At 46.6% G+C, this 24,503-nt stretch carries 17 protein-coding genes; 3 read left to right on the top strand and 14 right to left on the bottom strand.

The annotated features are described in order from the left end of the window. Positions 1-330: 330 nt before the first annotated feature. The 7 genes from MHI14_RS04480 to xylA form a co-directional block, all read right to left on the bottom strand. Complete coding sequence (locus tag MHI14_RS04480; RefSeq protein ID WP_091038542.1) at positions 331-2,724, bottom strand: S-layer homology domain-containing protein; 2,394 nt, start codon at positions 2,722-2,724, stop codon at positions 331-333. Positions 2,725-2,950: 226 nt separating this feature from the next. Beyond that, positions 2,951-3,877, bottom strand: a complete 927-nt coding sequence (locus tag MHI14_RS04475) for an alpha/beta hydrolase (RefSeq protein WP_240768311.1) — start codon at positions 3,875-3,877, stop codon at positions 2,951-2,953. 168 nt (positions 3,878-4,045) lie between these two features. Beyond that, on the bottom strand, positions 4,046-4,672 hold the full coding sequence (locus MHI14_RS04470; RefSeq protein WP_091038541.1) for a bifunctional 4-hydroxy-2-oxoglutarate aldolase/2-dehydro-3-deoxy-phosphogluconate aldolase: 627 nt from the start codon (positions 4,670-4,672) through the stop codon (positions 4,046-4,048). Between the two features lie 246 nt (positions 4,673-4,918). Next, on the bottom strand, positions 4,919-5,989 hold the full coding sequence (locus MHI14_RS31100; protein WP_206105823.1) for a glycosyltransferase: 1,071 nt from the start codon (positions 5,987-5,989) through the stop codon (positions 4,919-4,921). Positions 5,990-7,059: 1,070 nt separating this feature from the next. Beyond that, positions 7,060-7,776, bottom strand: a complete 717-nt coding sequence (locus MHI14_RS04460) for a glycosyltransferase family 2 protein (RefSeq protein ID WP_341129935.1) — start codon at positions 7,774-7,776, stop codon at positions 7,060-7,062. Positions 7,777-7,996: 220 nt separating this feature from the next. Further along, positions 7,997-9,490, bottom strand: a complete 1,494-nt coding sequence (xylB, locus tag MHI14_RS04455) for a xylulokinase (protein WP_076328895.1) — start codon at positions 9,488-9,490, stop codon at positions 7,997-7,999. A gap of 722 nt (positions 9,491-10,212) precedes the next feature. Then, positions 10,213-11,529 (bottom strand): xylose isomerase, encoded by a 1,317-nt coding sequence (gene xylA / locus MHI14_RS04450; protein ID WP_036606941.1) that lies wholly within the window; start codon positions 11,527-11,529, stop codon positions 10,213-10,215. Positions 11,530-11,727: 198 nt separating this feature from the next. On the opposite strand from xylA, the gene MHI14_RS04445 reads away from it, so the two are divergent. Both MHI14_RS04445 and MHI14_RS04440 read left to right on the top strand, forming a co-directional pair. Beyond that, entirely contained in the window at positions 11,728-12,894 is a 1,167-nt protein-coding gene (locus tag MHI14_RS04445; RefSeq protein ID WP_289390393.1) for an ROK family transcriptional regulator, read from the top strand. 147 nt (positions 12,895-13,041) lie between these two features. Further along, positions 13,042-13,239 carry a hypothetical protein gene (locus MHI14_RS04440; protein ID WP_017692236.1) on the top strand — a complete coding sequence of 66 codons (198 nt, stop codon included), beginning with the start codon at positions 13,042-13,044 and terminating at the stop codon, positions 13,237-13,239. 891 nt (positions 13,240-14,130) lie between these two features. Here MHI14_RS04440 and MHI14_RS04435 read toward each other — a convergent pair. The 3 genes from MHI14_RS04435 to trxB form a co-directional block, all read right to left on the bottom strand. Then, on the bottom strand, positions 14,131-16,110 hold the full coding sequence (locus tag MHI14_RS04435; RefSeq protein WP_339310823.1) for an AraC family transcriptional regulator: 1,980 nt from the start codon (positions 16,108-16,110) through the stop codon (positions 14,131-14,133). A 247-nt stretch (positions 16,111-16,357) separates the two neighbouring features. After that, positions 16,358-16,588: a glutaredoxin family protein gene (locus tag MHI14_RS04430; protein WP_036668031.1), complete on the bottom strand. Its 231-nt coding sequence runs from the start codon at positions 16,586-16,588 to the stop codon at positions 16,358-16,360. Positions 16,589-16,650: 62 nt separating this feature from the next. Next, the gene (gene trxB, locus MHI14_RS04425) at positions 16,651-17,592 is read right to left on the bottom strand and encodes a thioredoxin-disulfide reductase (protein ID WP_047841589.1); all 942 of its coding nucleotides are present in this window, start codon (positions 17,590-17,592) and stop codon (positions 16,651-16,653) included. A 256-nt stretch (positions 17,593-17,848) separates the two neighbouring features. Here trxB and MHI14_RS04420 point away from each other — a divergent pair, with 256 nt between their 5' ends. Beyond that, positions 17,849-18,580, top strand: a complete 732-nt coding sequence (locus MHI14_RS04420; protein WP_036606933.1) for a ZIP family metal transporter — start codon at positions 17,849-17,851, stop codon at positions 18,578-18,580. A gap of 123 nt (positions 18,581-18,703) precedes the next feature. Here the strand turns inward: MHI14_RS04420 and MHI14_RS04415 are convergent, their stop codons facing one another. From MHI14_RS04415 to MHI14_RS04400, 4 genes are all read right to left on the bottom strand, one after another. Next, positions 18,704-19,513, bottom strand: a complete 810-nt coding sequence (locus tag MHI14_RS04415) for an alpha/beta fold hydrolase (protein WP_341129934.1) — start codon at positions 19,511-19,513, stop codon at positions 18,704-18,706. Between the two features lie 132 nt (positions 19,514-19,645). Next, the gene (locus MHI14_RS04410) at positions 19,646-21,661 is read right to left on the bottom strand and encodes a heavy metal translocating P-type ATPase (protein ID WP_341129933.1); all 2,016 of its coding nucleotides are present in this window, start codon (positions 21,659-21,661) and stop codon (positions 19,646-19,648) included. 422 nt (positions 21,662-22,083) lie between these two features. Then, positions 22,084-23,391, bottom strand: coding sequence for a homocysteine synthase (locus tag MHI14_RS04405; protein ID WP_341129932.1), 1,308 nt, complete (start codon positions 23,389-23,391; stop codon positions 22,084-22,086). Between the two features lie 238 nt (positions 23,392-23,629). Next, the gene (locus MHI14_RS04400; RefSeq protein WP_074096473.1) at positions 23,630-24,475 is read right to left on the bottom strand and encodes a sugar phosphate isomerase/epimerase family protein; all 846 of its coding nucleotides are present in this window, start codon (positions 24,473-24,475) and stop codon (positions 23,630-23,632) included. Positions 24,476-24,503: the final 28 nt, after the last annotated feature.

Here is a 24,503-nt window from a genome sequence, read left to right as displayed (position 1 = left end):
CGTCATTCTTCTATATCATTTCAACTAAAGAATATTTACACCAACCTCCGATGTCAGAACAACTTTCCGATCGCTGTTATCCCCAGATTTTTTTGATCCTTTATTCAAATGGGGAAATCCGGTGATAAATGCGTACGCTTCGCTTCCTCAAGTTATTTCTGACCTCTCCGTTATCGTGTAAATGTTAGTTGAAATGATATAATTTTTGTAAAAATTAAATCAAAAGAGACCTTCTAGGGAAGGTCTCTTTGATCTTCAGTTCATTGAATCACGATTACCCGTTATCTTCATCCTATGATTCGTTTGGTCACGATATGAGTGGTTCATCATCTAATACAGACGATTACCACTCATAAACGTATCTGTCTTACCTTGAAGCTTCGCGAGCCGTTCCAATACCTGTGACGCTTCAGCTACCGTCACTTTGCGTGCAGGCATGAATCGTCCTTCAATCGAAGGAAGCAATCCCAGCTTCAGACTCAGGGAGACTGCTCCCTTACTTGTAATGGCACTGGCATCCGCGATGTTGGGAAGATCCGATGGCAACGTATAGAATCCGGCCAGCTTCTCATAGCGTAAAATACGTACAAGTAACACTGCCAATTCTTCACGTGTCATCTCTTCTTGCGGATTCAAATTCTGTTCAGGGTCCGCTCCGGCAAGCCAACGCTGATCGATTAATGCCCGAACTGCCTTATAATAAGGGCTGTCAGGTGTCACATCAGCGTATAACTTGTCATCTCCGTCCCCACTGTAGTACAGATCCATATTTGGATTAATCGCTCTTGCCAGATAGTTAAACCAATCTCCTCGGGTGATTACACGATCCGGAAATACGCGCCCCTGCTCATCAGCAAGCAATACGCCATGCTGTGTCATATTGCGTAGAGCTGCTTCGGCCACATGACCCAAGATATCCGTAGGTTCAACCTTGGTTGCAGAGCTTGTGTCCCCGTATAAAAGCTTCCAGTCCCCTGTGTTCGCATCCAGCGCTTCATAGTTGCCATAGATCGAATTCTCATCACGTGTAGGCATATAAGCAAGATTCACCCCCGCTGGGATGACTTGACCACCGTTCATACCATATCCGCCATAACGGGAATATGCGAGGATCAGCTTGAACTCCTCCAGATAGAGTGCCTTGGCCTCTTCATAACTGATGGCTGGCTTAACATCTGCCGGCAGTTGTTCAGGCGTTGCCGCAATACGCGTATAGAACTCGTTAATCGTCCCGTTGTTCAACACCTGTACTTGTGCCGTATCTTCCTTAACCGGAATTCCGTTCAGATAACGCTGGAACAAAAATGTGCGAGCATCATCCACCTCAATCACGTTAGCCAGTCGGAACTGCTCCGTTGCGTCTGGAACTAGCGCAATCACCGTGTCCATCGCCAGTTTCTCAGCCTGCTTCCGGGTTAACGATTTGCCTGCCTTCTCCTCAGCCGGCTTCTCCTGTTCCATCTCCGGTCCCATTCGTTGCATCATCGTATAACTGTAGATCTGCCCGGTAACTGCATCTACCTGTGCTGAGATATCCCGCATGAACATATAGGACATATTCGCACTTCGGTCGCTCCAGCTCAGACTCCATACCTGACTGTTCGGACTTGAGTAATATCCCTTGCCCAACTGGCTATGTTCCAGCTTATAACCCTTGGGAATATCAAAGTTTGTTGCGACCCGAGTGGCGGCCTGCTGAACATTTAACCTCGTACCATTGGCCGGGGCAAAAGGCGTTACATCACCTTTCAACTTCGTATCCTGCTGCAAAGAATCTTCATCTACAGCTTTACCTGTTAATGTATTAATCCGTTCCAACGTATTGGCTTCAATCGGAACGATACTGATATTTTTGGGTGTATATGCAAGGTAATACTGCTGACCCTGTTTGGAAGATAGACGATCTTTGGCGATATAAGCCAGTTCCACATCGAACTGTTCTTCAAACTGCTGTCTGGCCTTCTCTTCTGAAGCTGCCGGTTTCGATGAGGGATACTTGGCTTCGATCGTACCTCGTGAGTAACCTGTCACCAAACCACTTTCATCCACATTAATGTAGACTGTCTCTGCGTCAGATAACAATCCATCATGTTTTAACTGGTACCCGTATCGATACTCTGTTCTGCCAAACAATGACTCTTGTTCAATGGAAGAATACAGATCTCCAAGCGGAGCATATTCATTATCCTTAAGACCTGGAATCGCTTGGTACAACAATGCCACGGCCTTTTCTTCAGCTTCAGCTTTGGTTAACTTCACATCCGATTCCGAGACATGTTTATCCAGGATATCCGACGGCAAATGTACACTTAACACTTCCCCTGTGCCTGCATGTACAGTTCCACTGAATCCCGACGTATGATTTCCTTGTGTAATCTGAAACCCGATCTCCCATGCCTTGTAGTCTGGCGGTGGATAGGAATTAGGTGAATCGAATCGTGCAGATGAGATTGTTGCTTTTTTTAACAATGGAAATAATTTCAGTATATTTTCACTGGCTTGCCTGGATGAGATTTTCGCTCCCTCAGGCACGTCATTGCTTGTTGCGTCTAGTTGTTCATTTTCCCCCGTTGTCGCTTCGGTCAACTGCTCTGCTTGCGCGGCTGATGCACTGCCTGCAAAACCTGGTGTTTGCGAAGCAAGCAGCAGTGTTGCCATCGCTGCGGTTGTTGCTTTGGTTGCGAACATTTTCAAACGTAAATTAAACTTCCAATTCAAACTCAAATCTCGACCTCTCCCTTCAATTTCATACAAAGAAGCATAACAAATAACCTCGCATGAATATTGCCAGTCTATTCTATGATACCATAAGCTTCCTTTTTAATCGTCGTTTTCCGGGCAATTTTACAAATGTGAATTTCTGCATATTGCTAATAACAGCAAAAAAACGCCAACCACGTTGGCGTTTTCTCTGTTAGCCTGCACTCTTATGTAGGCTGATTCTATCTTTTCAACTACTCGCTATAGACGAATCGTTCGACTTCTCCTGACCTTGGACATGGGTTTTCAAAAAGGGAATAACGGTATCCCAGAAGGCTGGATCTTCCTCGGAACAACTGTGTCCTCCGCTGTTGACCCATAAATGTTCAACAGGTGGATCGGCTTTGGACATAAAATATTCAAGCTCACTCGGGGGAATGAAATTATCTCCCTTGGAGTGCACCATAAGCATCGGCAGTTGCATCCCCCTGCGCCGTTCATTCAGCATCATCACCGGATCACGCTGACGATAAGATTTCAGAGATTCACCCAGTCGCCAGAACCAGATTCTCGGAATTAACTGGGCCAGTGGAAACAAGGGCAGACGCCGGCGTCTCAGCTCTGAACTGACGATTACCTCAAATTGCGACGGCATCGAGTCCGTAATCACTGCTGATACAGGAATTCCCTCCGTCACTGCAAGAATCGTACCCAGTCCACCCAAAGAATGTCCAAGCACTCCGATGGCATCCGCATCAATCTCTGGTCGTGCAGTCGTATATTGCAATGCCGCGAGCAGATCATCCCGGAACAGGTAGGCAGATGCAGCACGAACCGGGTCACTGGCCCCATGACTACGCACATCATACATAAATAAGGCATATCCTGCTTCCCAGATCGGACGTGCGTAACGAAGAACACGGGAGCGATTGGAGCCCCAGCCATGTGCAATAATAACGAGCGGCCATGGTTTCGGAATGTCGGCTCTGGCCGGGATGAACCAGCCATGTACCCGACCTCCCCCACTTTCAAAGGTCACATCCTCAAATGGCATTGGGGGTGTCAGTGTGATTGGAATCTTCTTGGGTGTCTGGCTCTTTACCGCTGCCTTCCATAATCCACCTGCCGTTACTGCGGCCACGGCGATCATGCCGCCTATCATTGTTTTAGCTTTCACAGGGCATCTCTCCTCTCCGAATTCTGGCATACATCCATCATAAAACAATAGAATGAACGGTACGTTAAAGGACATCGGTTTTTATGATAAAGATTGATCCAACAATTAATTTAAAGGTGCCTTCATATATATACCCAAATATACATATCCCTCATATGACACTGGAGCCTATGCTTCGGCTGCTTCCACAAATCTCCGAGCACATGCTGCAATCTGCTCATGATCTCCTGAGGCAAGGGCTTCTCGTGGCAAAAGTGCACTTCCCAGACCCACTGCAGCAGCGCCTGCTGCATAATAATCAGCAATATTCTCCAGTGTGGCACCACCTGTTGCCAGCAGTGGAATATGATTCAGTGGAGCTTTGATCTCCCGCAGATACGGTATACCCAGACTCGCCATCGGAAACAACTTCACAACTCGTGCTCCCGCTTCATGGGCAGCGACAATTTCCGTGGGTGTCATGGCTCCAGGCCAGATCTCGACACCATGTTCTACAGCATATTCAATGACAGACAGATCGACATTAGGAGACACCAGAAATTGTGCGCCTGCAGCGACCGCTTCCTTTGCCATCTGCACATTCAGTACAGTACCTGCTCCAACAAAAGCCTTTCCTTCATGCCGCTCACGCCAGTCTGCAATAATATCATGTGCTCCAGGTGTATTCAGTGTGACTTCCATCAGTCGGATGCCACCATTCGTCATACCTTGTCCAGCTGTTACTGCCGCCTCACGGCTTATACCTCGCACAATCGCGACTAGCCTCGACTCTAATAGAACTTCCGTCAGATTCATATCCAGTTCCCCTTGCTTCATCAATTCGGCAGCCGAAGACAGGCAATCATGGTCACCGCTTTTCCGTTATTCATTATTGTAAAGCATATCCTCCCCTGGATGAAATACATTAATCCATTTCAATGTGAATGCGTCTGTCACCAACTCTATGATGTACTTTTATCACAATGCAAAAAACCTCTCCATGGAACATGGGCTGATTCACCCATTCAATTCCACAAAAGAGGCATCATTTCCGTCGGAAACCTAAGCGTTTTCCAATACGTTATCCTTCTCCAAATCTTTAAAGTAACGATCGTTATATAACATGCTCGGATGTGTTGGATGATAGGCGAGTGCGATGTCATTATGTTCTCGGGCCTTGGCACGGTTACCCATCCGGTCATAACAGACACATAGTTGCAGATGCGGCATCCAGGTCCAGGCTGCTTCATTCAGCACTACCATAGGATCATCAGGACGTACAGCACGAGTCGCCTGTTCGTACCAGAACAGGGCCTTGCGATAATCTTCACGGTCGGCAAAATAACCACCCAATCGACAGCATATCTCGGCTCTTGGCAAATCATAGGCAAATGATCGGAACAACGCCGTGACTTCCTGCTCCGGACGTTCAAGTGCAGCTTCACAATCCGCAATTTTCTGGCAAGCAGCGATCTGATCTTCCACCCAGCCCAGCCCGGTATCCAGAAACTTCTCATAGTACTTCACCGCATCCTCATGCTGTCCATGGTCTTTCAGTTCATTACCGAAATAGTACAAGTCACGCGGCCCAAATTCCTCTCCGGCCTGTTCCCTTTTGCGATAGATCCGCAGATTACGATCGGTATACTCCTTATCTTTCTTGTGGGTAACCGCTATATCACTATGCAGCAGATTACCCGCTACAGCCAGATATTCATGCACCGCACCAATCCAGCGAAATTGCCGGTCCCGACGCACCAGACGATTCCGCCGCAGGCTGTAGGCTACCTTGCCATCTGCTGTGAATGACAGATTGTAATCCATCGTGACACTATCAACATCCGGGTCCAGCGAACGTTTCAAGGCGATCAGTTTCGCCCGATCTTCCGGTTCGAACACATCGTCGGCATCCAGCCAAAGAATATATTCACTCTTTGCCTGATCGAAGGCATAGTTGCGTGCTGCTGCAAAGTCATCCACCCATTCAAAATCAACGATACGATCCGTATATCTGGAAGCGATCTGACGAGTGCGATCCGTTGATCCGGTATCCACAATTACAATCTCATCGGCAATACCGTTGACCGAGTCCAGACATCTGGCAAGGGAAGCTTCTTCATTTTTTACAATCATACACAGGGTAATACTGATCGTCTCTTCGCCTCGTCTGGCCCTGCGGTTAAAGGCGGAAACCCCCGGCAGTTCGGACAATCGATAGATGTGGTATGCGGGGAGATGAGTATCAACGAACAAACGAAAACCCAGTGCTTGAGCACGGATGCAGAAATGACGATCTTCACCCCAGAAGGATACATTGGGAATCTGGTCATATGAAACTCCTGCTGCCAGAACATTTTTGCGAATAAGGGTACATGCCCCCAGCCCTCCAACTTCATAACAACCCGGGATCCGTAGCTGATTTAGAAAAGCAGTCGTTTGCGTGCCCTCGTCCTCCGTCTCGGTTCCGTCTACTGTTTTGCCACCGCGGCGATATAAAGCATACTCATCTTGCAGCCATACCTGCGGCATTTCCCTGGCATCCGGCTGCCAGCGGGTCCAAAAGATATTGGATACAATGTCTTTGCCACTCGATACAAGTTGCTCCAGCGTCCGCGGATGCAGCACCAAGTCAGAATCAATCAGGAAAACCGCATCGTAGTGATTGTCGCGTGCATATTGCAATATGCGATTTTTCAAACCGGCTACACGCCAAATCTGCTCATCCTGCCAATAATGTCCTCCCTCATCCTTGCTGTACACCCCTTTGTTGTCAGGACTACCGCTACCATGTTCATCTGCTTGAATAACCGTCCCTTCATGCTGAAGCACAAATTCACGCAATATATTTGAAGCAGCTTCTTCCACGTTATCGTCAACAAACAGATAATCCGTCTTTACTGTTGTTCGTTCCAATGCATGCAGAGAATCCAGAAATTCACGGAGCACCGGAGTTGTCTGGCGAACCGGGCTGGCGATCAGTATTCTTTCTTGCTCAAACGCTTCATGCTCTTCCGATTGGCGGGTTTCCAGCAATTTATCAGAACGTCTGGACGGTCGATGATTACTCTGGCTCTCTTTCTCGCTCTCATGTTGCTTCTCATTCTGATTCTCTTTCTCATGTGAATTCAGCTCTATTAGAGGTTGGGATTCTTCTTGCGATTTGCGTAACGGGTCTTTCTTCAACGTGCTCACTCCCCCTCTCCTTATTCTAACCATGTCAACAGTCGTGGCTCTTGATCCAATATCGATTCGTACTGTTCCTTCCAACCGTATCTTGCTTCAGGGTCCAGTGCTTGATAGCGTTCATATTTGCGGATGCGGTCTTCTTCCCGCGCCCAACCATAGTGCTTCACCCGGGGAGCATGACATCCATAGGACCAATGCTGGATCGTTAACGGAAAACGACCACAATGCTGGGGTGTCTCCTTCCATTCATAGCTCATCCCCGGGTGATAACGAATCAGAAATGGCCGATAATAGGCATGCGCCTGCCAGAACTCATCTTCCCGGTAATGCGTCTCACTCCACATATCAAACAATCTGAAATAGATCGCATCTTCATTGCCACTGAGCAGCAGATCCCGTACCACCCCAAAGTCACTGGTTAGAATCTCATCCGCATCCAGATTCAAAATCCACTCCGGATTGGTCGCCACCGTCTCTTCCCATTGTTGTTTTCTCAGACTTACCTCGTCTGAAAAACGTGAAGCAGCGTTCTCCACTAATACGAGTGGAATACCGTTCAGAAGTTCCCTGCACAGCGCGACCGTTCCATCCGTGCTTCCGTCATCAATGATTACCGCCCGATCAATCCAGGGGCGATGTCTCTCCAGTGCCTGCCTGAGATAGCGATTCTCTTCATTACGAACGATCATCGACAAGGTAATATGTGGTCTTCCATGTTCTTCATGTCCATCCAAATCTTCACCCCCATGCTCAAGCTTCTACCTATTAAAATGTCGGACACACGATGCCTAGACGAATCACAATCCTCTATTTCCAATCTATGCAGAGCCGGAATGCGGATATGCAGGCCAAGTAAACCTTTCATGGGGTTAATCTTGATGAACGACAAAAAAGCACCCGCCTTCGCGGATGCTTTTAATGTGATCACAAGATTAATGTAGTGAAGTAAATGAATTAACGGTATTCAGCCAAACGATCATTGAGACTACGTGTCTGTCCATAGACTTCCTGATACAGTGCAAACAGTCCATCATAGACAGCAACCGTTTCCGGGTTCGGCTCATAGGACTTCGCTGGACGAATAAACGCTGTTGCACATTCCTGCAAGGACGGGAACCAGCCACAGCCATAGGCAGCCAGCATTGCTGCACCCATCGCAGGACCCTGTTCGCTCTCAAGCTTCACAATCGTGGCGTTAAAGACATCAGCCTGCATTTGCAACCAAGCTTCGTTCTTGGCACCGCCACCAATGGAGATGACTTCATTGACTGTTTTGCCTGCACCACGCAGAATATCAATGGACTCGCGCAGCGAGAAGGTAATGCCCTCCATCACCGCGCGTCCAAAGTGCTCCAGCTTGTGCCCCGCATCCATACCGATGAAGCTGCCACGGATATTAGCATCCGGATGAGGTGTACGCTCCCCAACGATATACGGTGTGAACAATAATCCGTTGCTGCCCGCCGGAATCTGATCAATGCCCTGCAAGAGCACATCAAATGATTTGTCCGCTGCAAATGTATCCTTGAACCAGGACAGGCTGTATCCTGCGGCAAGCGTTACCCCCATAATATAGAAGGCATCTTTCTCTCCGTGGTTAAAAAAGTGTACTTTGCCTTCGAAGTCGAGATCTTTACGCTCTTCGTAGGAAAGCACAACCCCGGACGTTCCGATGCTGCACATCGTCTGTCCTTCACTCAGAATACCTGCGCCAATGGCACCACAAGCATTATCCGCACCCCCTGCGTATACTTTCGTCGCAGCTGCCAGACCCGTTTGATCTGCAATCTCAGGCAGCAACGTGCCCACTTCCTCAAACGATTCCACAAGACGTGGACAAAGGGAGATTGGTAGCTCGAATGCTTCTGCAATCTCGTTGCTCCACTGTTTGCCTGCAACGTCTAGCAACAAAGTTCCCGCTGCATCGGAATAATCCATAGCGTAATCACCCGTCAGGCGATAACGCACATAGTCTTTTGGCAACAAGAACAAGGATGCTTGCTGTAACAATTCAGGCTCGTTTTCCTGAACCCACAAAATTTTTGGCAAGGTAAAGCCTTCCAATGCACGGTTCCGGGCAATACTTAACAGCTTGCCATCCAGTACTTTTTCGATCCGGCGGCACTGAGCCGTTGTGCGTGTATCGTTCCACAGGATTGCGTTACGCAGCGGTTTACCTTCAGCATCCACCAAAACCAGTCCGTGCATCTGACCGGAGAAGCTCAATCCCTCGATTTCCGAAGGCTGCACGCCAGACACTTCGAGCAATTTACGCAAGGAAACAATGGTTTGCTCTACCCAATCTTCGGGATTTTGTTCACTGTATCCAGCCTTGGGCTGGTACAACGGGTATGCCTCGGATGCTTCAAATGCCACTTTTCCTTCACGATTGACCAACACGGTTTTGACCGCGCTGGTTCCAAGATCGACACCAATTACGTAACTCATAGGTTAACTCCTCTCGTTTATCACAGGTTATATCCACGAAAGATCCAAGTACACATGAAAGTCACTCCGTGATCAGAAAACCCTTGGATCGCCGTTACCCCCAGATTTCCTTTAATCCCTTTGAAAAGGGAGAAATCCGGGGATAAATGCGCACGCTCCGCTTCCTCGGGTCCTTTCTGCTCACTCCGTTTTGCATGCATGATCCTGGACACACATGGATATGAAACGAGTAAAACATACTCGTTCTTATAACAGAAAGATTGATCCAATGACCTTGATTCGTCATTGGTTATAAATGAAACCTCTCAATTAAACATGTAACCACTTCGTGATCAGAAAACCTTCAGATCGCCGTTACCCCCGGATTTTTCTCATTCCCTTTTCAAGGGTAAAATCCGGGGATAAGCCTATGCTTCCGAAGCCAGCTTTCTCTCAGAAAGCTCTTAGCGAACGCTTTGCTTCCTCGAGTCCTTTCTTCTCACTCCGTTTTGCATGCACCATCTTAGACAAACATTTATATCAAAAATTTAAAAAACGCGTTATTTGTTTAGTCAAAAAACCGCCCCCGTCTTCCCAAGGGAAAGTCGGGGACGGTCCGAATGTCATGCTTGTTCAGGCGTTCCGTGGTACAAGCTTGTGCAAGGTAGGCTTAGTTACTAATGTCCAACCACATATGAGTAACCCTCGGTTGTCGACGTACACGAACCGTGCCTAATCCGCTATTAGTCAGCCAGAATGTACTGGTTAAGTTGTGCTCTCAGCAATTCCTGACGTCCGGATTGGTTTTTGCGTGGGCTTTCGTTGTTGAGTGCATACTCAGCAAGGGAAGCAAGTGTTGCTTTACCTGCAACCACATCTGCACCGATACCTTCGCTGAAGCTGCTGTAACGTTTTTCGATGAAGTCATCGAATACGCGATCTTCAATCAACTTCGCTGCTACTTTCAGACCTTTTGCATACGTGTCCATACCTGCGATGTGTGCCAGGAACAGATCGTCTGCTTCGAAGGAACCACGACGTACTTTTGCGTCAAAGTTCACACCACCGCGGCCGATACCGCCGTTTTTCAATACTTCATACATTGTCAACGTAGCATCGTACATGTCAACCGGGAACTCATCTGTATCCCAACCGATCAGCATATCGCCTTGGTTCGCATCGAGGGAACCGAGCATACCGTTTGTACGAGCAACGCGGATTTCGTGATCAAATGTGTGACCAGCCAGTGTAGCATGGTTCGCTTCCAGGTTGAGTTTGAAGTGTTTGTCCAAACCGTATTTTTGCAAGAATGCAATGGAAGTTGCTGCATCATAATCATATTGGTGTTTCGTTGGCTCTTTTGGTTTAGGCTCAATCAGGAATTGTGCGTCAAAGCCAATTTCCTTCGCGTAGTCTACAGCCATGTGGAACATGCGAGCAATGTTGTCTTGCTCCAGTTGCATGTCTGTGTTCAGCAATGTGTCGTAACCTTCACGACCGCCCCAGAATACATAGTTTTCAGCGCCCAGACGTTTACCCACTTCCAGACCTTTCTTGATCTGTGCCGCAGCGTGAGCATACACGTCTGCGTTGCAAGTGGAAGCTGCACCAAACATGAAGCGTGGGTTCGAGAACATGTTCGCCGTGTTCCAGAGCAGTTTTTTGCCGCTGGATTTCATATGATCTTCAATCAGATCAACGATTGTATCAATGTTGCTGTAGAACTCGCGCAGGTTGTTGCCTTCTGGTGCAATGTCCACATCGTGGAAACAGAAGAACGGGAGATTCATTTTTTCCAAAAATTCAAATGCCGCTTCCACGCGTACTTTCGCGAGGTCCAGACCTGAGTATTTATCCCACGAACGAACAGCTGTCTCCGCACCAAACGGGTCACTGCCGCCTGCAGTTAATGTATGCCAGTAAGCCATGCCGAAACGGAAATGTTCTTCCATCGATTTGCCGGCTACCACTTCTTCTGGATTATAATGTTTAAAAGCAAAAGGATTCTTGGAATCTTTACCTTCGAATGCAATTTTATTAACGGATTCAAAATAGGCCATGTGTAAAATGCCTCCTCAATAGTTTTAAGAAATCGTTTACACTGTTATCCTATCACATCAAATAAACTTTGTCTATTGGTTAAACAAAGTAAAATAAAATTGTTTTTTACATGTTTGTTTACGCTATAATAGTCGAATAACTTGTTTCGGATGTGGGTCAGAACCCTTTTATCAGAAGAATAGGAGTGCCTTAACCATATGAAAATTACCGGAGACCAGATGCTGGTCAAAAAAATAAACAAGTCGATCGTTCTCGATACGATCCGGCGCCATGCCCCTCTTTCTCGCGCACGAGTGTCCGAGGTTACGGGGCTGAACAAAGCAACGGTATCCAACCTGGTTGCTGATCTGATCAGTGATGACCTAGTGCAGGAGATCGGCCCTGGGGAATCCAGCGGCGGACGTAAACCACTTATGCTGCTGTTCCGAGGGACATCAGGCTATGCAGTCGGTCTGGAACTCAGTGTGACCCATTTGAAAGGCGTGCTTACAGATCTCGAAGGACACATCATTACAGAGTACGCAGTGACCTTGGAACATCATGACGTGTCCTCTGTACTGGAGCAATTGAAATTGGCAGCAAAACAGCTCATTGAAGCAGCTCCTGCTTCCCCTCATGGAGTCATTGGTATTGGCATCGGGGTGCCCGGCATGGTGGATGAGGCAGGAACGGTCCTGTTTGCACCCAACTTGGGATGGGAGAAGGTAGCTCTGCGCTCGATGCTTGAAGAAGAATTTCAACTGCCTGTAACGATTGATAATGAAGCCAATGCTGGTGCTCATGGAGAGTTGAATTTTGGGGCAGGTATCGGTGTCCGTCACATGATCTACATCAGTGCAGGCATGGGGATTGGTTCAGGCATCATGGTAGATGGTGAATTATACAAAGGCGCGTGGGGCTACGCAGGGGAAACAGGCCATATGTCCATTGAAGCGGAAGGTCTTCCCTGTTCCTGCGGAAACCGTGGTTGCTGGGAGTTATACGCATCGGAAAAAGCCTACGAGCACCCGGACCATCAGCTAAAATTACCTGCTCATACCACACGCGAGCTTATTCATTATGCGGAGCAAGGCCACGATGCTGTTCAGGAATTATACAACACGATTGGACGCAAACTGGGGATTGGCATTACCAATATCGTTAACAGTTTCAATCCGGAACGTATTATCATTGGCGGTCCGCTCTCTGAAGCAGGTCCTTGGATTGAAACAGCGTTAAAACAAGTTGTCGAGGAACGTACATTACCTTATCATCGCCGCAGTTTGCAGATTGAATGGGCAGCTCTGGGCAGCCGTTCCACCCGCGTTGGTGCCGCTTACTCTGCGATATCCCAGTTTTTAGGTAAAATTAGGGTATCTGTCTAATAACAGATGAAAATTGACATCATTTCGCCCCATTTCCTCCCTTTTTGTTAAAGAAATCCAGATGTATAATGGGGTTATGTGATTTTTGTCATGGCTGTGTGAATCAAGCTGTGTTAATTCCGATAACGAAACGGAGTGAAAAAAAGCGTGACCTACGTGGATACTTCAGATATCTCGGCGCAAATGTTTGTCACCGTCCTCCTGTTCCTGATTGTGCTTGCGCCCCTGTTCAGCCTTGGCATACTCCGATTGTTCCAGAGCAAAAAGAAGGCTGGTTTCATGTACATGCTGTCAGGATTGCTGGTGTATGTTGTATTTCAGACTTTCATGAGTATTTTTTTCTAGATGTAATTATTTGTTTTCATGCAAAATCCCCTTTCGCAGTCATTCATGGGTACACGTTATCATGTACTCTGAATTATCTACGCAAGGGGATTTTTCAGCTGCCATGAGTCCATTCTCAACATGGATGTTGAATTATGGACAAATCAAATTCTCTTAATTTCGTTCTTCCATCATATAAATGCTATCTTGGATCCATGCAGGATTTACAATTTCAATCTTTGAGGTTGGGTACCTATATATTTAATACTTTTACCTTGTTTCGAGATCCGACCTCTGAAGAAGGTAGGCAACGGAGTTTTTTGACTTACTCTTTAATCCTAGTTAACGGAACAAAAGTAGTTAAACCAGTATGTTTTTTTACTTTTTAATGTAAAATTATCGTTAATTAGAATTTAATATTGTTTGCACTTGATCAGAGAGGAGCTTTAATATGCTCAAACAGACATCTGGATTCCTGTTTGATTTTATACTTTGTTCTATCCTTTATTTTATTGGTATAACCCTACTATGGGGTATAGAACTGCAAGTTTATCCTATGATGAGTGTTAATCCAAAAGATTATATTTTGATACTCTTTGTAATTAATTGTTTGATAACTTTTCTTATTCATTCTAGATTTTATAATTTTGGAAATTGGTATACCTCACGAAAAATAATGATCAAATCCCGAACTAAAAAAATAGTAATGTCGGTTATTATTATAATGGCCTTAATTCCAATTGCTTTAACTAGTATGTGAACCCGTCAGATTACTACAAATTACTCTATTCTAAAGTAAACTCACCTGTATAAAATACAAAATCCCCTTTCGCAGTAATTCCTGGAGTTCATGTTACCATGTGCTCCACATTACAACGGTAAGGGGATTTTCACGTTACCTAGGTTAGATCACTATTTTTTAGAATTCTCTAGAGCGCGTTCTTCCATCATGTCGACAATATCCTGAATCTGACCCATGACTGAGATCGGATCGGAGAAATAGAATTTGTAGCCATCAATTTCGTATAACTCATTGTTTTTGATTGCGTCTAGCGTTCCCCACACCGGATCACTTGCATAGTCAAACGATTCCGCTTTGGCATCCACGGCCATAAACACACGATCACCGGCGTATGTCTCCACAATCTCGCTTGAGATTGTAGCCCAACCCACTTTCGGATCAACCTCGCGTTGCACATTATCGTTCATGGGAATACCCAATTCGCCATGAATACCTCTGCCTGTATATGCATTACCATAGAGCGTGATGTTTTTGACAATTCCCCCGGCAAAAACCGTAGCAGTTTCTCCCTCTTTGATAATACCGCTCAAACGTTCCTTGGCTGAAGCCAAATTCTTTTCAAACTCGATAAGCCATGCCGATGCTTCCGCCTCTTTACCAAGCATGACTCCAAGTTCCTTCACCTGATCACGAACTGGTGCTGAGTTGTCCAGATAAACGGTTGGTGCAATTTTGGAATAAGCCTCGTAACTTTGGGCATCACCTGTAACAATCAAATCCGGATTCAGACCAGTGATTGCCTCCAGATTGTCCGAAACATCCTCAATACCAGAGACTTGTCCCTCTAAATAAGGATTTTGCATAAACAAGCCATTACTACCCACGGGCTTAACGTTCAGTGCCAGAATATGCCCCAAAAAGAAGTCCGTTACGACACGTTGAGGACTCGCTGGTACCTCTACCTCACCCATAGAAGTGTTAACTATGCGTTTTGTGGCCTGATTATTTTGATTTGTATTATTTTCGTTTGAATTGCTCGCCTCACCAGCTGTTGCTTCCGATTGAGCCGTACTACCATCTCCTGCTGCACTTCCCGTATGTACCGAAGAACCCCCACTGCATGCACTTAGCAGTAATCCAAATGCCAGGAGCAGTGCGATCGGTACTTTCTTTATATTTCTTAACATGTCTTCAGACCCTCCATCTAAATATTGATAATAATTATCATTATCATAAAATGGAATATAACACGGGTCTGGAGAGCCAACAATATGATTTCTTCCTGCTAAGGATATAACATCTTCCTCCTTGATTTGCTTCCGATACATCTGTGGAGAAATTCCGTTGTACTTTTTAAAGGCATTGCTGAAATAATATGCATCCTGATATCCGATAGATGAAGCAATTACTCGTAACGGAAGCTTCGTCTCGGCCAATAGTTTATATGCTTTTTGCATACTTAGACGGATTAGACAGTCAATCGGTCCACGATTAAGCACTTGTTTGAAACAATTCGAGAGATGACCCGGACTCCGCCCCATCACTCCAGCCAAAGAATCCAACGTATGCGGTTTTGCATAGTTCTGCAACAGGTACTCCAGAGTCTGTATGACCAACTCGACTGGACTAGCTGTTTTGACGACCAGAGACTGTAGATTGTATTGTTCCACCATATGATAAACCCATTGATAGAAAGATGCCTTAAGTTGAAGCGGAAACCAAGGTCCCTCCTGCTGCTGGGTCTCTAACATACGATCTGCAATTTCATATAACATCATTGGCTGCGTTAGTGTCACACGATATGTATTGTAAGTTGGATCTTTGCGTTCATCTACAAACAGCGGCTCATCACCGGACGTTGACCGTCGTTCTGCTTTATACGAAATCAGTATATACTCTGCTCCGTCTGAACCTGCGTTAACTTCAAACAGACTTTTGGAAGGAGCATGAATAATCTCAAAAGGATGGATGGAATAGGTCTTCTGATTGAGCAATACCAGTAAGTTCCCCCTCTTTATACAGAAAAAACTGCTGGACTGCATCGTGAATAATGTTCTTTCACCCTTTGCAAGAATAGCTCGTTCAACATGAATATCTCGTATACTCGCCTGTTCCCAGAAGGGAAAATGCTCCTCCTGATCTATAATCATGCTGCGTGTTCACCTCAATTATGCTCTGCGACTTAAGAAAATGATATCGCACTTCTGTACATCGGACAATTCCGAATGATGTTTGCGACCAGATACCACTTCATCCGATTCACTCAAAGAAAACGCACAAAAAACCGTACCCTTCCGGGTACGGTTCTTTCTATATCCTAACGGCTCGCGAAAACCGGAATTGCATATGAATCGAAAATTTCTTTCAAGACATGATGATTCAGATAATCAGCCTGATTTAAGCGTCCAATGCTTTGGCAAATTGAGTTTTGTTCATACCCAGAATGCGGTGTTCACCAATGACAGTCAATGGCACGGCACGTACACCCATGTCCCATACTTGTTGTGCAAATTCATCGCTAGTTTCGATGTTGCGCTCTTCATAAGAGATACCTTTGTCAGCCAGGAACGTTTTTACGGATTTGCAGTTCGGGCAGTTCGTTGATGTATATACAATTACGTTTTCCATGTTTAATTCACCTCATATGGTTTTATATTAATCTATAGTTTGGTTGGAATCAGCTCATTCTATTACAGAACAACTGCGCTGTGCTCCAAGCTCTCAATGTATTTCTCTGTGTCCATGGCAGCCATACATCCGCTACCTGCAGCTGTAATCGCTTGTTTGTAACGTGTATCCTGAACGTCACCACATGCAAATACGCCTGGGATGTTTGTCTCGGATGTACCTGGTGTAGTCAGGATATATCCATGTTCGTCCGTAGTGATCTGTCCGCCAAGGAAACCAGTGTTTGGTGTGTGACCGATTGCTACGAATACGCCGCTTGCTGGAATCACTTCTTCTTCACCTGTTTCGTTGTTCAACACTTTCAATCCGGTTACGCCGTTGTCGCCAGCAAGTACTTCGAGTGGTGTACGGTTCAAAGCCATTTCTACTTTTTCGTTGCTGCGTGCACGATCCTGCATGATTTTGGAGCCACGCAGTTCTTCACGACGGTGTACCAGTGTTACTTTGGAACCGAAACGGGACAAGAAGCTTGCTTCCTCAAGGGCAGAGTCGCCACCGCCGATGACGATGATTTCTTTGTTACGGAAGAAGAATCCATCACATGTTGCACATGTGCTGACACCGCGGCCTACATTCGTTTCTTCGCCAGGGATACCCAGGTATTTAGCAGTTGCGCCTGTAGACAGGATCAATGTTTCCGATACGAGTTCACCCATACCTTCAACTTGAATCTTGAATGGACGCTCGCTCATGTCGATGTTGTTCACCCAGCCTGTGCGGAATTCAGCACCGAAGCGCTCAGCTTGTTTACGCATGTTGTCCATCAGTTCAGGACCCATAATTCCATCAGGGAAACCTGGGAAGTTCTCCACTTCAGTCGTTGTTGTCAGTTGGCCACCAGGTTGTGGTCCTTCAATAACGAGTGGGTTCAAGTTGGCACGTGCCAGATAGATTGCTGCTGTCAGCCCTGCAGGGCCTGTTCCAATAATAATTGATTTATACATGTATAGTTCCTCCCCCGGGTTCTGCAAAAAGGTTAGACCCTCCGGCATCAAAAGCTTAGGCTTTTGCATACACTAGAACGAAAAGCCTACATCATGTCCACAAGTCCTGCCTGTGAAATGACAATGGCCCTATGCAGAAACGGAATTCTAATTTATAATCATTCTAATCTGTTGTTCATTATGATCTCTTTTATGTACGGTGTCAATGCTCGGCAGCGATTATGAAGAAGTCTTCATCAGGAGGGAAAATGGAAGCATGAACGATGCACTCATTGGCAGTTTTATATCAGCCATGTCTACCGGCCTAGGGGCCGTACCAATTCTATTTATGCGCAAAATATCGCACCGTCTGCGTGATATCTTGCTGGCATACGCCGCTGGTATTATGACCTCGGCCTCGGTGTATAATCTCATTCCGGAAGCGCTTGGCCAATCAAATCTCTTTGTACTTGCATTTGGTATTATGCTTGGTAGCCTGGTTCTACTGGTGCTGGAGATGAAGATTCCACACGTCGATCTGGAGAATCCCGAGAAAATGCCTTTTAAAATTGAAACCAAAGCCTTCATGATTATTGCAGCCATCACCATGCATAACCTGCCGGAAGGGTTATCCGTTGGAGTCAGCTATGCAAGCTCGGATGAGAACCTGGGCAATCTCATTGCCTTCTCCATCGGATTGCAGAATGCACCGGAAGGATTCTTGGTGGCCCTCTTTCTTGTGAACCAGAACATTGGCCGCTTCAAAGCACTGGGTATTGCCACCCTGACCGGAGCGGTAGAGATTATTACAGCTATGATTGGTTACACCTTGAGCAGTCTCGTAGCTGGTCTTGTGCCTTATGGTCTGGCCTTTGCAGCCGGTGCGATGATGTTCATTGTTTATAAGGAACTTATTCCCGAGAGTCACGGCGATGGCAATGCACGTGTGGCGACGATGTCCTTTTTGCTCGGGCTCATCACGATGATTGGTCTGACCGAACTGTTTTAATTGAAGACTAAAGAACCCGAGCGAACAGTCCAAGACTGTCGACCGGGTTCTTTGTTTAGCCACAAATGAAGATTCCATGAAATTAATGGGATCGTCTGTCAGAGGTATTATGCCCTCTCCTGATCAGGATTGGATGAAACGAATCAGTTCCGAATTGAATTTTTCCAATTCATCATAGAATGCACCATGACCACTCTCTTCAAAAGCAATCAATTGAGACGATGCGATGCCCTTGTGCATCTGCTCGGCGAATTCAAACGGACAGATCTCATCCTTTTTCCCGTGCAAAATGGCTGTCGGCACCTGAATGGAACTCAGGTCACCTCGCAAGTCCTCATCGCGCAACGCAATTGCACTGCGAATGGTACCATAAGATGAAGCTTCCATGCCGAGCGCGTGGAACCAATCCATGAATGGCTGGCTGTGTTTCTTCGCAAAGAACATGCCGCCAAACGTCTCCAGTAACATCGGACGATCTGCAAAGATCGGCTCAATGATCTGCTCGTTCAACTGCTCTGGAGTCAATCCATATGGATAACCTTCACGCTGTGTGAACACAGGGGCTGCAGCAGATAACAAGGCCAGCTTTGAGACACCATGTCCCTTATGGCGAGCCATGTAATGAACTGCGATCGCTCCACCCATGGAGAACCCTGCGAGTACCGCGTCTGTCAGCTCCAGCTCATCGATAACGGCACGAACATCGTCAGCCATGCGATCATAATCATATCCTGTGGAAGGTTTATCCGATAAGCCATACCCTCTAAAATCTATCGCTATGGCACGAATGCCATGGTTCGGCAGTACGTTCAATTGGTATTCAAACATTTTATAATTAACAGGCCAGCCGTGCAAAAAGACAACCGGGGTTCCTTCGCCAATATCTTCAACATATACTTTTACATTTGGTTCCACTTGTACATAACGTCCCATATTTCACAACTCCCTTAGTATCGAATCGTCTCTTCGAATCATTACCCGCTGACCCTAGGTTCAAACGTGAGCCGTTCAACCAGCCGCATACTACCAGCGAAACCAATTAACCATCTTTCTCTCCAAATCTGATTACCGCAGCAGCCTAAGCCCATTCAGAATAACCAGAATTGTACTGCCTTCATGACCTACCACACCTAGAGGCAATGCAACGTCTTGGAGGAAGTTACCCGCAATTAAGGCCACAATAACGGTGATGGCAAAAAACATATTCTGCTTCACCGTGCGCTGTGCTCGCCGGGCCTGCCCAATCACCCAAGCGATCTCTTCAATATTGTCGTTCATCAGTACCGCATCAGCGACCTCCAATGCAGTTCCGCTACCCGACAATCCCATCCCCATACCCACAGTAGCTGCAGCAAGTGCTGGTGCATCATTGACTCCATCCCCTACCATTAACACAGGACCATACTTTTTGCGGAGGCCTTGAACCTGCTTCACTTTATCTTCAGGCAGCAAATCTGCATAGACCATACTTACTCCTGTTTCACGGGCAATTACAGAAGCTGATCTGGCTCGGTCTCCTGTTAACATGACAACTTTTACACCCATCACTTCAAGCTTTTTCACTGCAGCTGCTGCCTGTGGCCGTACCGTGTCCCGCATCGCGATCAGCCCGACTAATTCACCATCAGCCATAACAACGGATACGGTTTTCCCCTCCCCCTCAAGACGAGAGCGTACATCGTCCCACTCAGAAGACACCTTCACAGGGGTAACACCCTGTTTATCTGGATCATCAACGTTGCTGTCTTTCATCTCCTCTGACTGCATCGATTCCATTACATCTGTTTTGCCAATACTCCAGACCACACCATTTATAGTTCCTTCGATACCCCAGCCTGTTAGAGCCTGTACGTGCTCCGCTTCCTGAAGTGTAATGTTCTCCTTGTTCGCCTGATCTACGATGGCACGAGCCAAGGGGTGCATGGAGATGTTCTCAATCGCCGCTACCGCAGCTAACAGCTGGGTACGATCTACATGTTCAGCCGTAATAATATCGGTGACTTGCGGGGTGCCCATGGTCAATGTACCTGTTTTGTCAAAAGCCACGACCTGCGTGCGAGCCATATTCTCCATATGGGCACCACCCTTGAAGAGAATGCCACGGCGGGCACTGCTGGACATCGCGGACAGCATAACAGGCATGATGGAAGACACCAATGCACAAGGCGAAGCAACCACCAGAAATACCATCGCTTTATAAAATGCCTCATTCCATGTCCAGCCAAGCAGTAGTGGAGTTCCTGCAATCACAAGTAAAGTCACCCCTACAACAATGCGTGCGTAAATTCCTTCAAACCGCTCCATGAAACGCTGGGAATCCGGCACTTCTGCCTGCGCTTCTTCCACCATTTTAATGATTTTGCCAAACAGTGACCCTTCAGCCGATTTTGTAACCTCTACGTATAAGGCGCCCTCCCCGTTTACCGTACCTGCATAGACTTCATCCCCCGCAACTTTGTCCACAGGCAGGGATTCTCCAGTAATGGACGACTGATTGATAAAAGAACTCCCCCGGTACACCACGCCATCCGCAGGAATCAGTTCTCCCGGTTTGACCAACAGCAGATCACCCGGCTGCAGATCATCAATAGCCACGAGATTCATCTGTCCATCTTCAATACGCAGTGCAGTCTCCGGCTTAAGTGCGAGCAACGATGAGATATCCTTATGACTGCGCTCTGTCGCATAACTTTCCAACGCACCACTGAGTGCAAAAATAAAGATAAGCATCGCGCCTTCATTCCAGTAACCGATGGCTGCTGCCCCAAGGGATGCGGCAATCATCAGCAGATTTACATCCAGATCACGGTCCTTAACCAGTGTCTCGATACCTTCCTTCGCTTTGGTCCAACCGCCCACGGCATACGCCACAATGTAGAGCATGATGGATAAGGTACCAAAATACGGTGCAGTTCCCCAGGCAATCAGCATCAACAGCCCGCTGCCCAATGCAGATTGCATCTCTTTATTCTGCATCATGGCTTTAAAATCAGGCTTCTTGCCCCGATTGGGGCCGGGTGTTTGGGATGAGCGTTGTTCTGCTTGTTTCTGTCTGTTTAGAGGTTGATGTATCGCTTGCATATGAATCACGTTCCTTTCGAATGGTAGGTTTGCGGATAGTGAATGTGCTCAAGTTCCGCTTCCAGAAATGAAGTTGTATTGAGAATGAGAGCCATTGTTAATGCCCTAAAAATGACACATGCTGCTGCGGGAATCCCGCAGCAGCATGGTTTTGTGAATGATTTTACAATAATCTCGAATGAGAATGATAATCATTTTTGTACTTGTGCAATTATTTTTACCCAATACAACTTTTAATCAGTATATGCCTGTGATCCACATTTGTAAATGGGCTTTTTCGATGGATACTCATAAATATGTGTTCAAAAAGACAAAAAGCCCCTGTCCCAGAGGACAACGGCTTTAACCTTCTATTGATATTCAATATGACCTGTTTATGCCATATCACTTAAGCGATTGTTCGCACATCCACCCAATGCCATTTACGCGCCTACACTTGCTCCCTGACTTGCTTTGATGGCTTGCTCCAGATCATAGATAATGTCTTGAATGTTCTCCGTACCCACAGACAGACGAATCAATTCCGGATTAACCCCTGCTGCAGTTTGTTCATCTTCAGTCAACTGTGCGTGAGTTGTACTTGCCGGGTGAATAATCAGTGACTTGGAGTCGCCCACGTTTGCAAGGTGAGAGAACAGTTTGACACTTTCAATCAATTTGCGCCCCGCGTCCGCACCACCTTTGATTCCAAAGGTCAGAATGGCACCCTGCCCTCTTGGCAGATACTTCTGTGCAAGCTCGTAAGAACCGTGGCTCGGCAGACCTGCGTAACTTACCCATGACACATCCTCATGTTTCTCAAGGAATTCCGCAACTGCAAGGGCATTGCTACTATGACGCTCTACGCGCAAATGTAACGTCTCCAGTCCTTGCAGCAACAACCAGGAGTTGAATGGAGAGATCGTTGCACCCAGGTCACGCAATAGCTGTACACGAGCTTTGATAATATAAGCAATCGGTCCAACCGCTTCCGTATATACAACACCGTTATAACTGGAGTCCGGCTCCGTCAATCCAGGGAACTTGCCACTTGCGTTCCAGTCAAATTTTCCGCTATCCACGATAACGCCACCAATGGATGTACCATGACCCCCAATAAATTTCGTTGCAGAGTGAACGACAATATCTGCGCCATGTTCGATGGGACGAAGCAGGTACGGACTTGGGAACGTATTATCCACGATCAAAGGAATTCCATGTTCATGAGCGATAGCTGCTACCGCTTCAATATCCAGTACATTCCCCTTTGGATTACCGATCGTTTCGGCATACAATGCTTTCGTTTTCTCCGTAATCGCTGCCCGGAAATTCTCAGGATCACTGGAATCCACAAATTTCACGTCCAAACCCAGTTTCGGCAAAGTTGTCGAGAACAGATTGTATGTACCTCCATACAAACTCGCCGAAGAAACGATCTCATCACCTGCACCAGCAATATTCAGAAGTGAAAACGTAATGGCTGCTTGACCAGAAGCTGTAGCCAGCGCGCCAGCTCCGCCTTCCAACGCTGCAATCCGTTGCTCAAACACGTCGGTTGTTGGATTCATCAAACGGGTATAGATGTTGCCAAACTCTTTCAAACCAAACAGGTTAGCTGCATGCTCGGTGTCCTTGAATCCATAGGATGTTGTCTGATACAAGGGTACAGCTCGTGCGTTGGTGGTTGGATCAATCTCCTGGCCTGCATGAATTGCCAATGTTTCAAATGAAAGCTCACGTTCGTTTGACATAAATCTGAATCCTCCCTCGATATATACGTTCTTGAAGTTCCTGATGTCTTCACATGGTGGCATATGTTTTCCATATTCTCTCACAAGATGTCGTATTTGAAAAGACTTATTTCCGATTGTTCCGATAAGAAAAATTAAATATGTACACTATTTATTTCTGTACTAAAAAAACCTTTGCCCTCGCAAAGGTTTTTCAGCTACTTTGGCTTAGGTATGCAATACCGAAGCCAGGGTTTTGTTAGACCCGAACTGCACTCCATACTTCACGCAAATGTTTGGCTGCAGGTACAGCTTCCTCCGCAGTTACGCCTTCAAGTGAAATATCGATATGTGGCTTATACGTTTTTAGCAATTCAAAAAATAACGGGTAATCCAGTATTCCTGCCCCAGGTACTGGGTTGAACTTCTCTCCCTGTGCATCAAAGGCTACATCCTTCGCATGGATCACAATCATGCGCTGATACAGCGATTCCATCACCTCACGCAAGAAAGCCCCTTGATCTGCTGCATGTGGCTGTTTGATCAAATTACACGGGTCGAACAGCATCCCCAGATTCGATGAAGGAATCTCTTCAAACAAACGTGTCATATGTTCATGCGTATGAAGGGTATGTGTGGACACAGGCTCAATCGCCGCATGCACGCCCCATTTCTCCGCTTCCTCAGCCAACTCCTCAACCGTTTCTTTCAGCACACTCCACGCCTTCTCTTCATATCCATCCGGATGTGTATCCTGATAGGTGTCCAAGCCCCCGGTCTCCGTTGCTACCATGCTGCAACCAAAATCCCGGGCATAACGCAAATGCTCCTTGAATCGATCAATGTCCGCACGTCGTCTTACTGGATCAGGGTCAATCGGATTAATATAACAGCCCAGTACTGCAATCTTCACCCCGCGCTGTGCAAATTGATCTCCGATCTCATTTGCCAGTCCGGGGCTCAGCTTGCCATTTGATGAGTCCACATCTGATAATGCTTTGGCCAGCGCCAGCTGTACGGAATTAAATCCGTTATCCGCAATCGTCTGTGCAAGCTGTGCTGTAGGCTGTTTGCCAAATGTATGTGCCAGAATACCAAGTTTCATCTCACTGCCTCCTTATGCTAATCCGATT

The sequence above is a fragment of the Paenibacillus sp. FSL K6-2393 genome (genome assembly GCF_038002545.1).
Lineage (GTDB): Bacteria > Bacillota > Bacilli > Paenibacillales > Paenibacillaceae > Paenibacillus.
The sequence above is the reverse complement of the archived record's forward strand: the minus strand, read 5'-3'. Positions and strand labels throughout refer to the sequence as shown.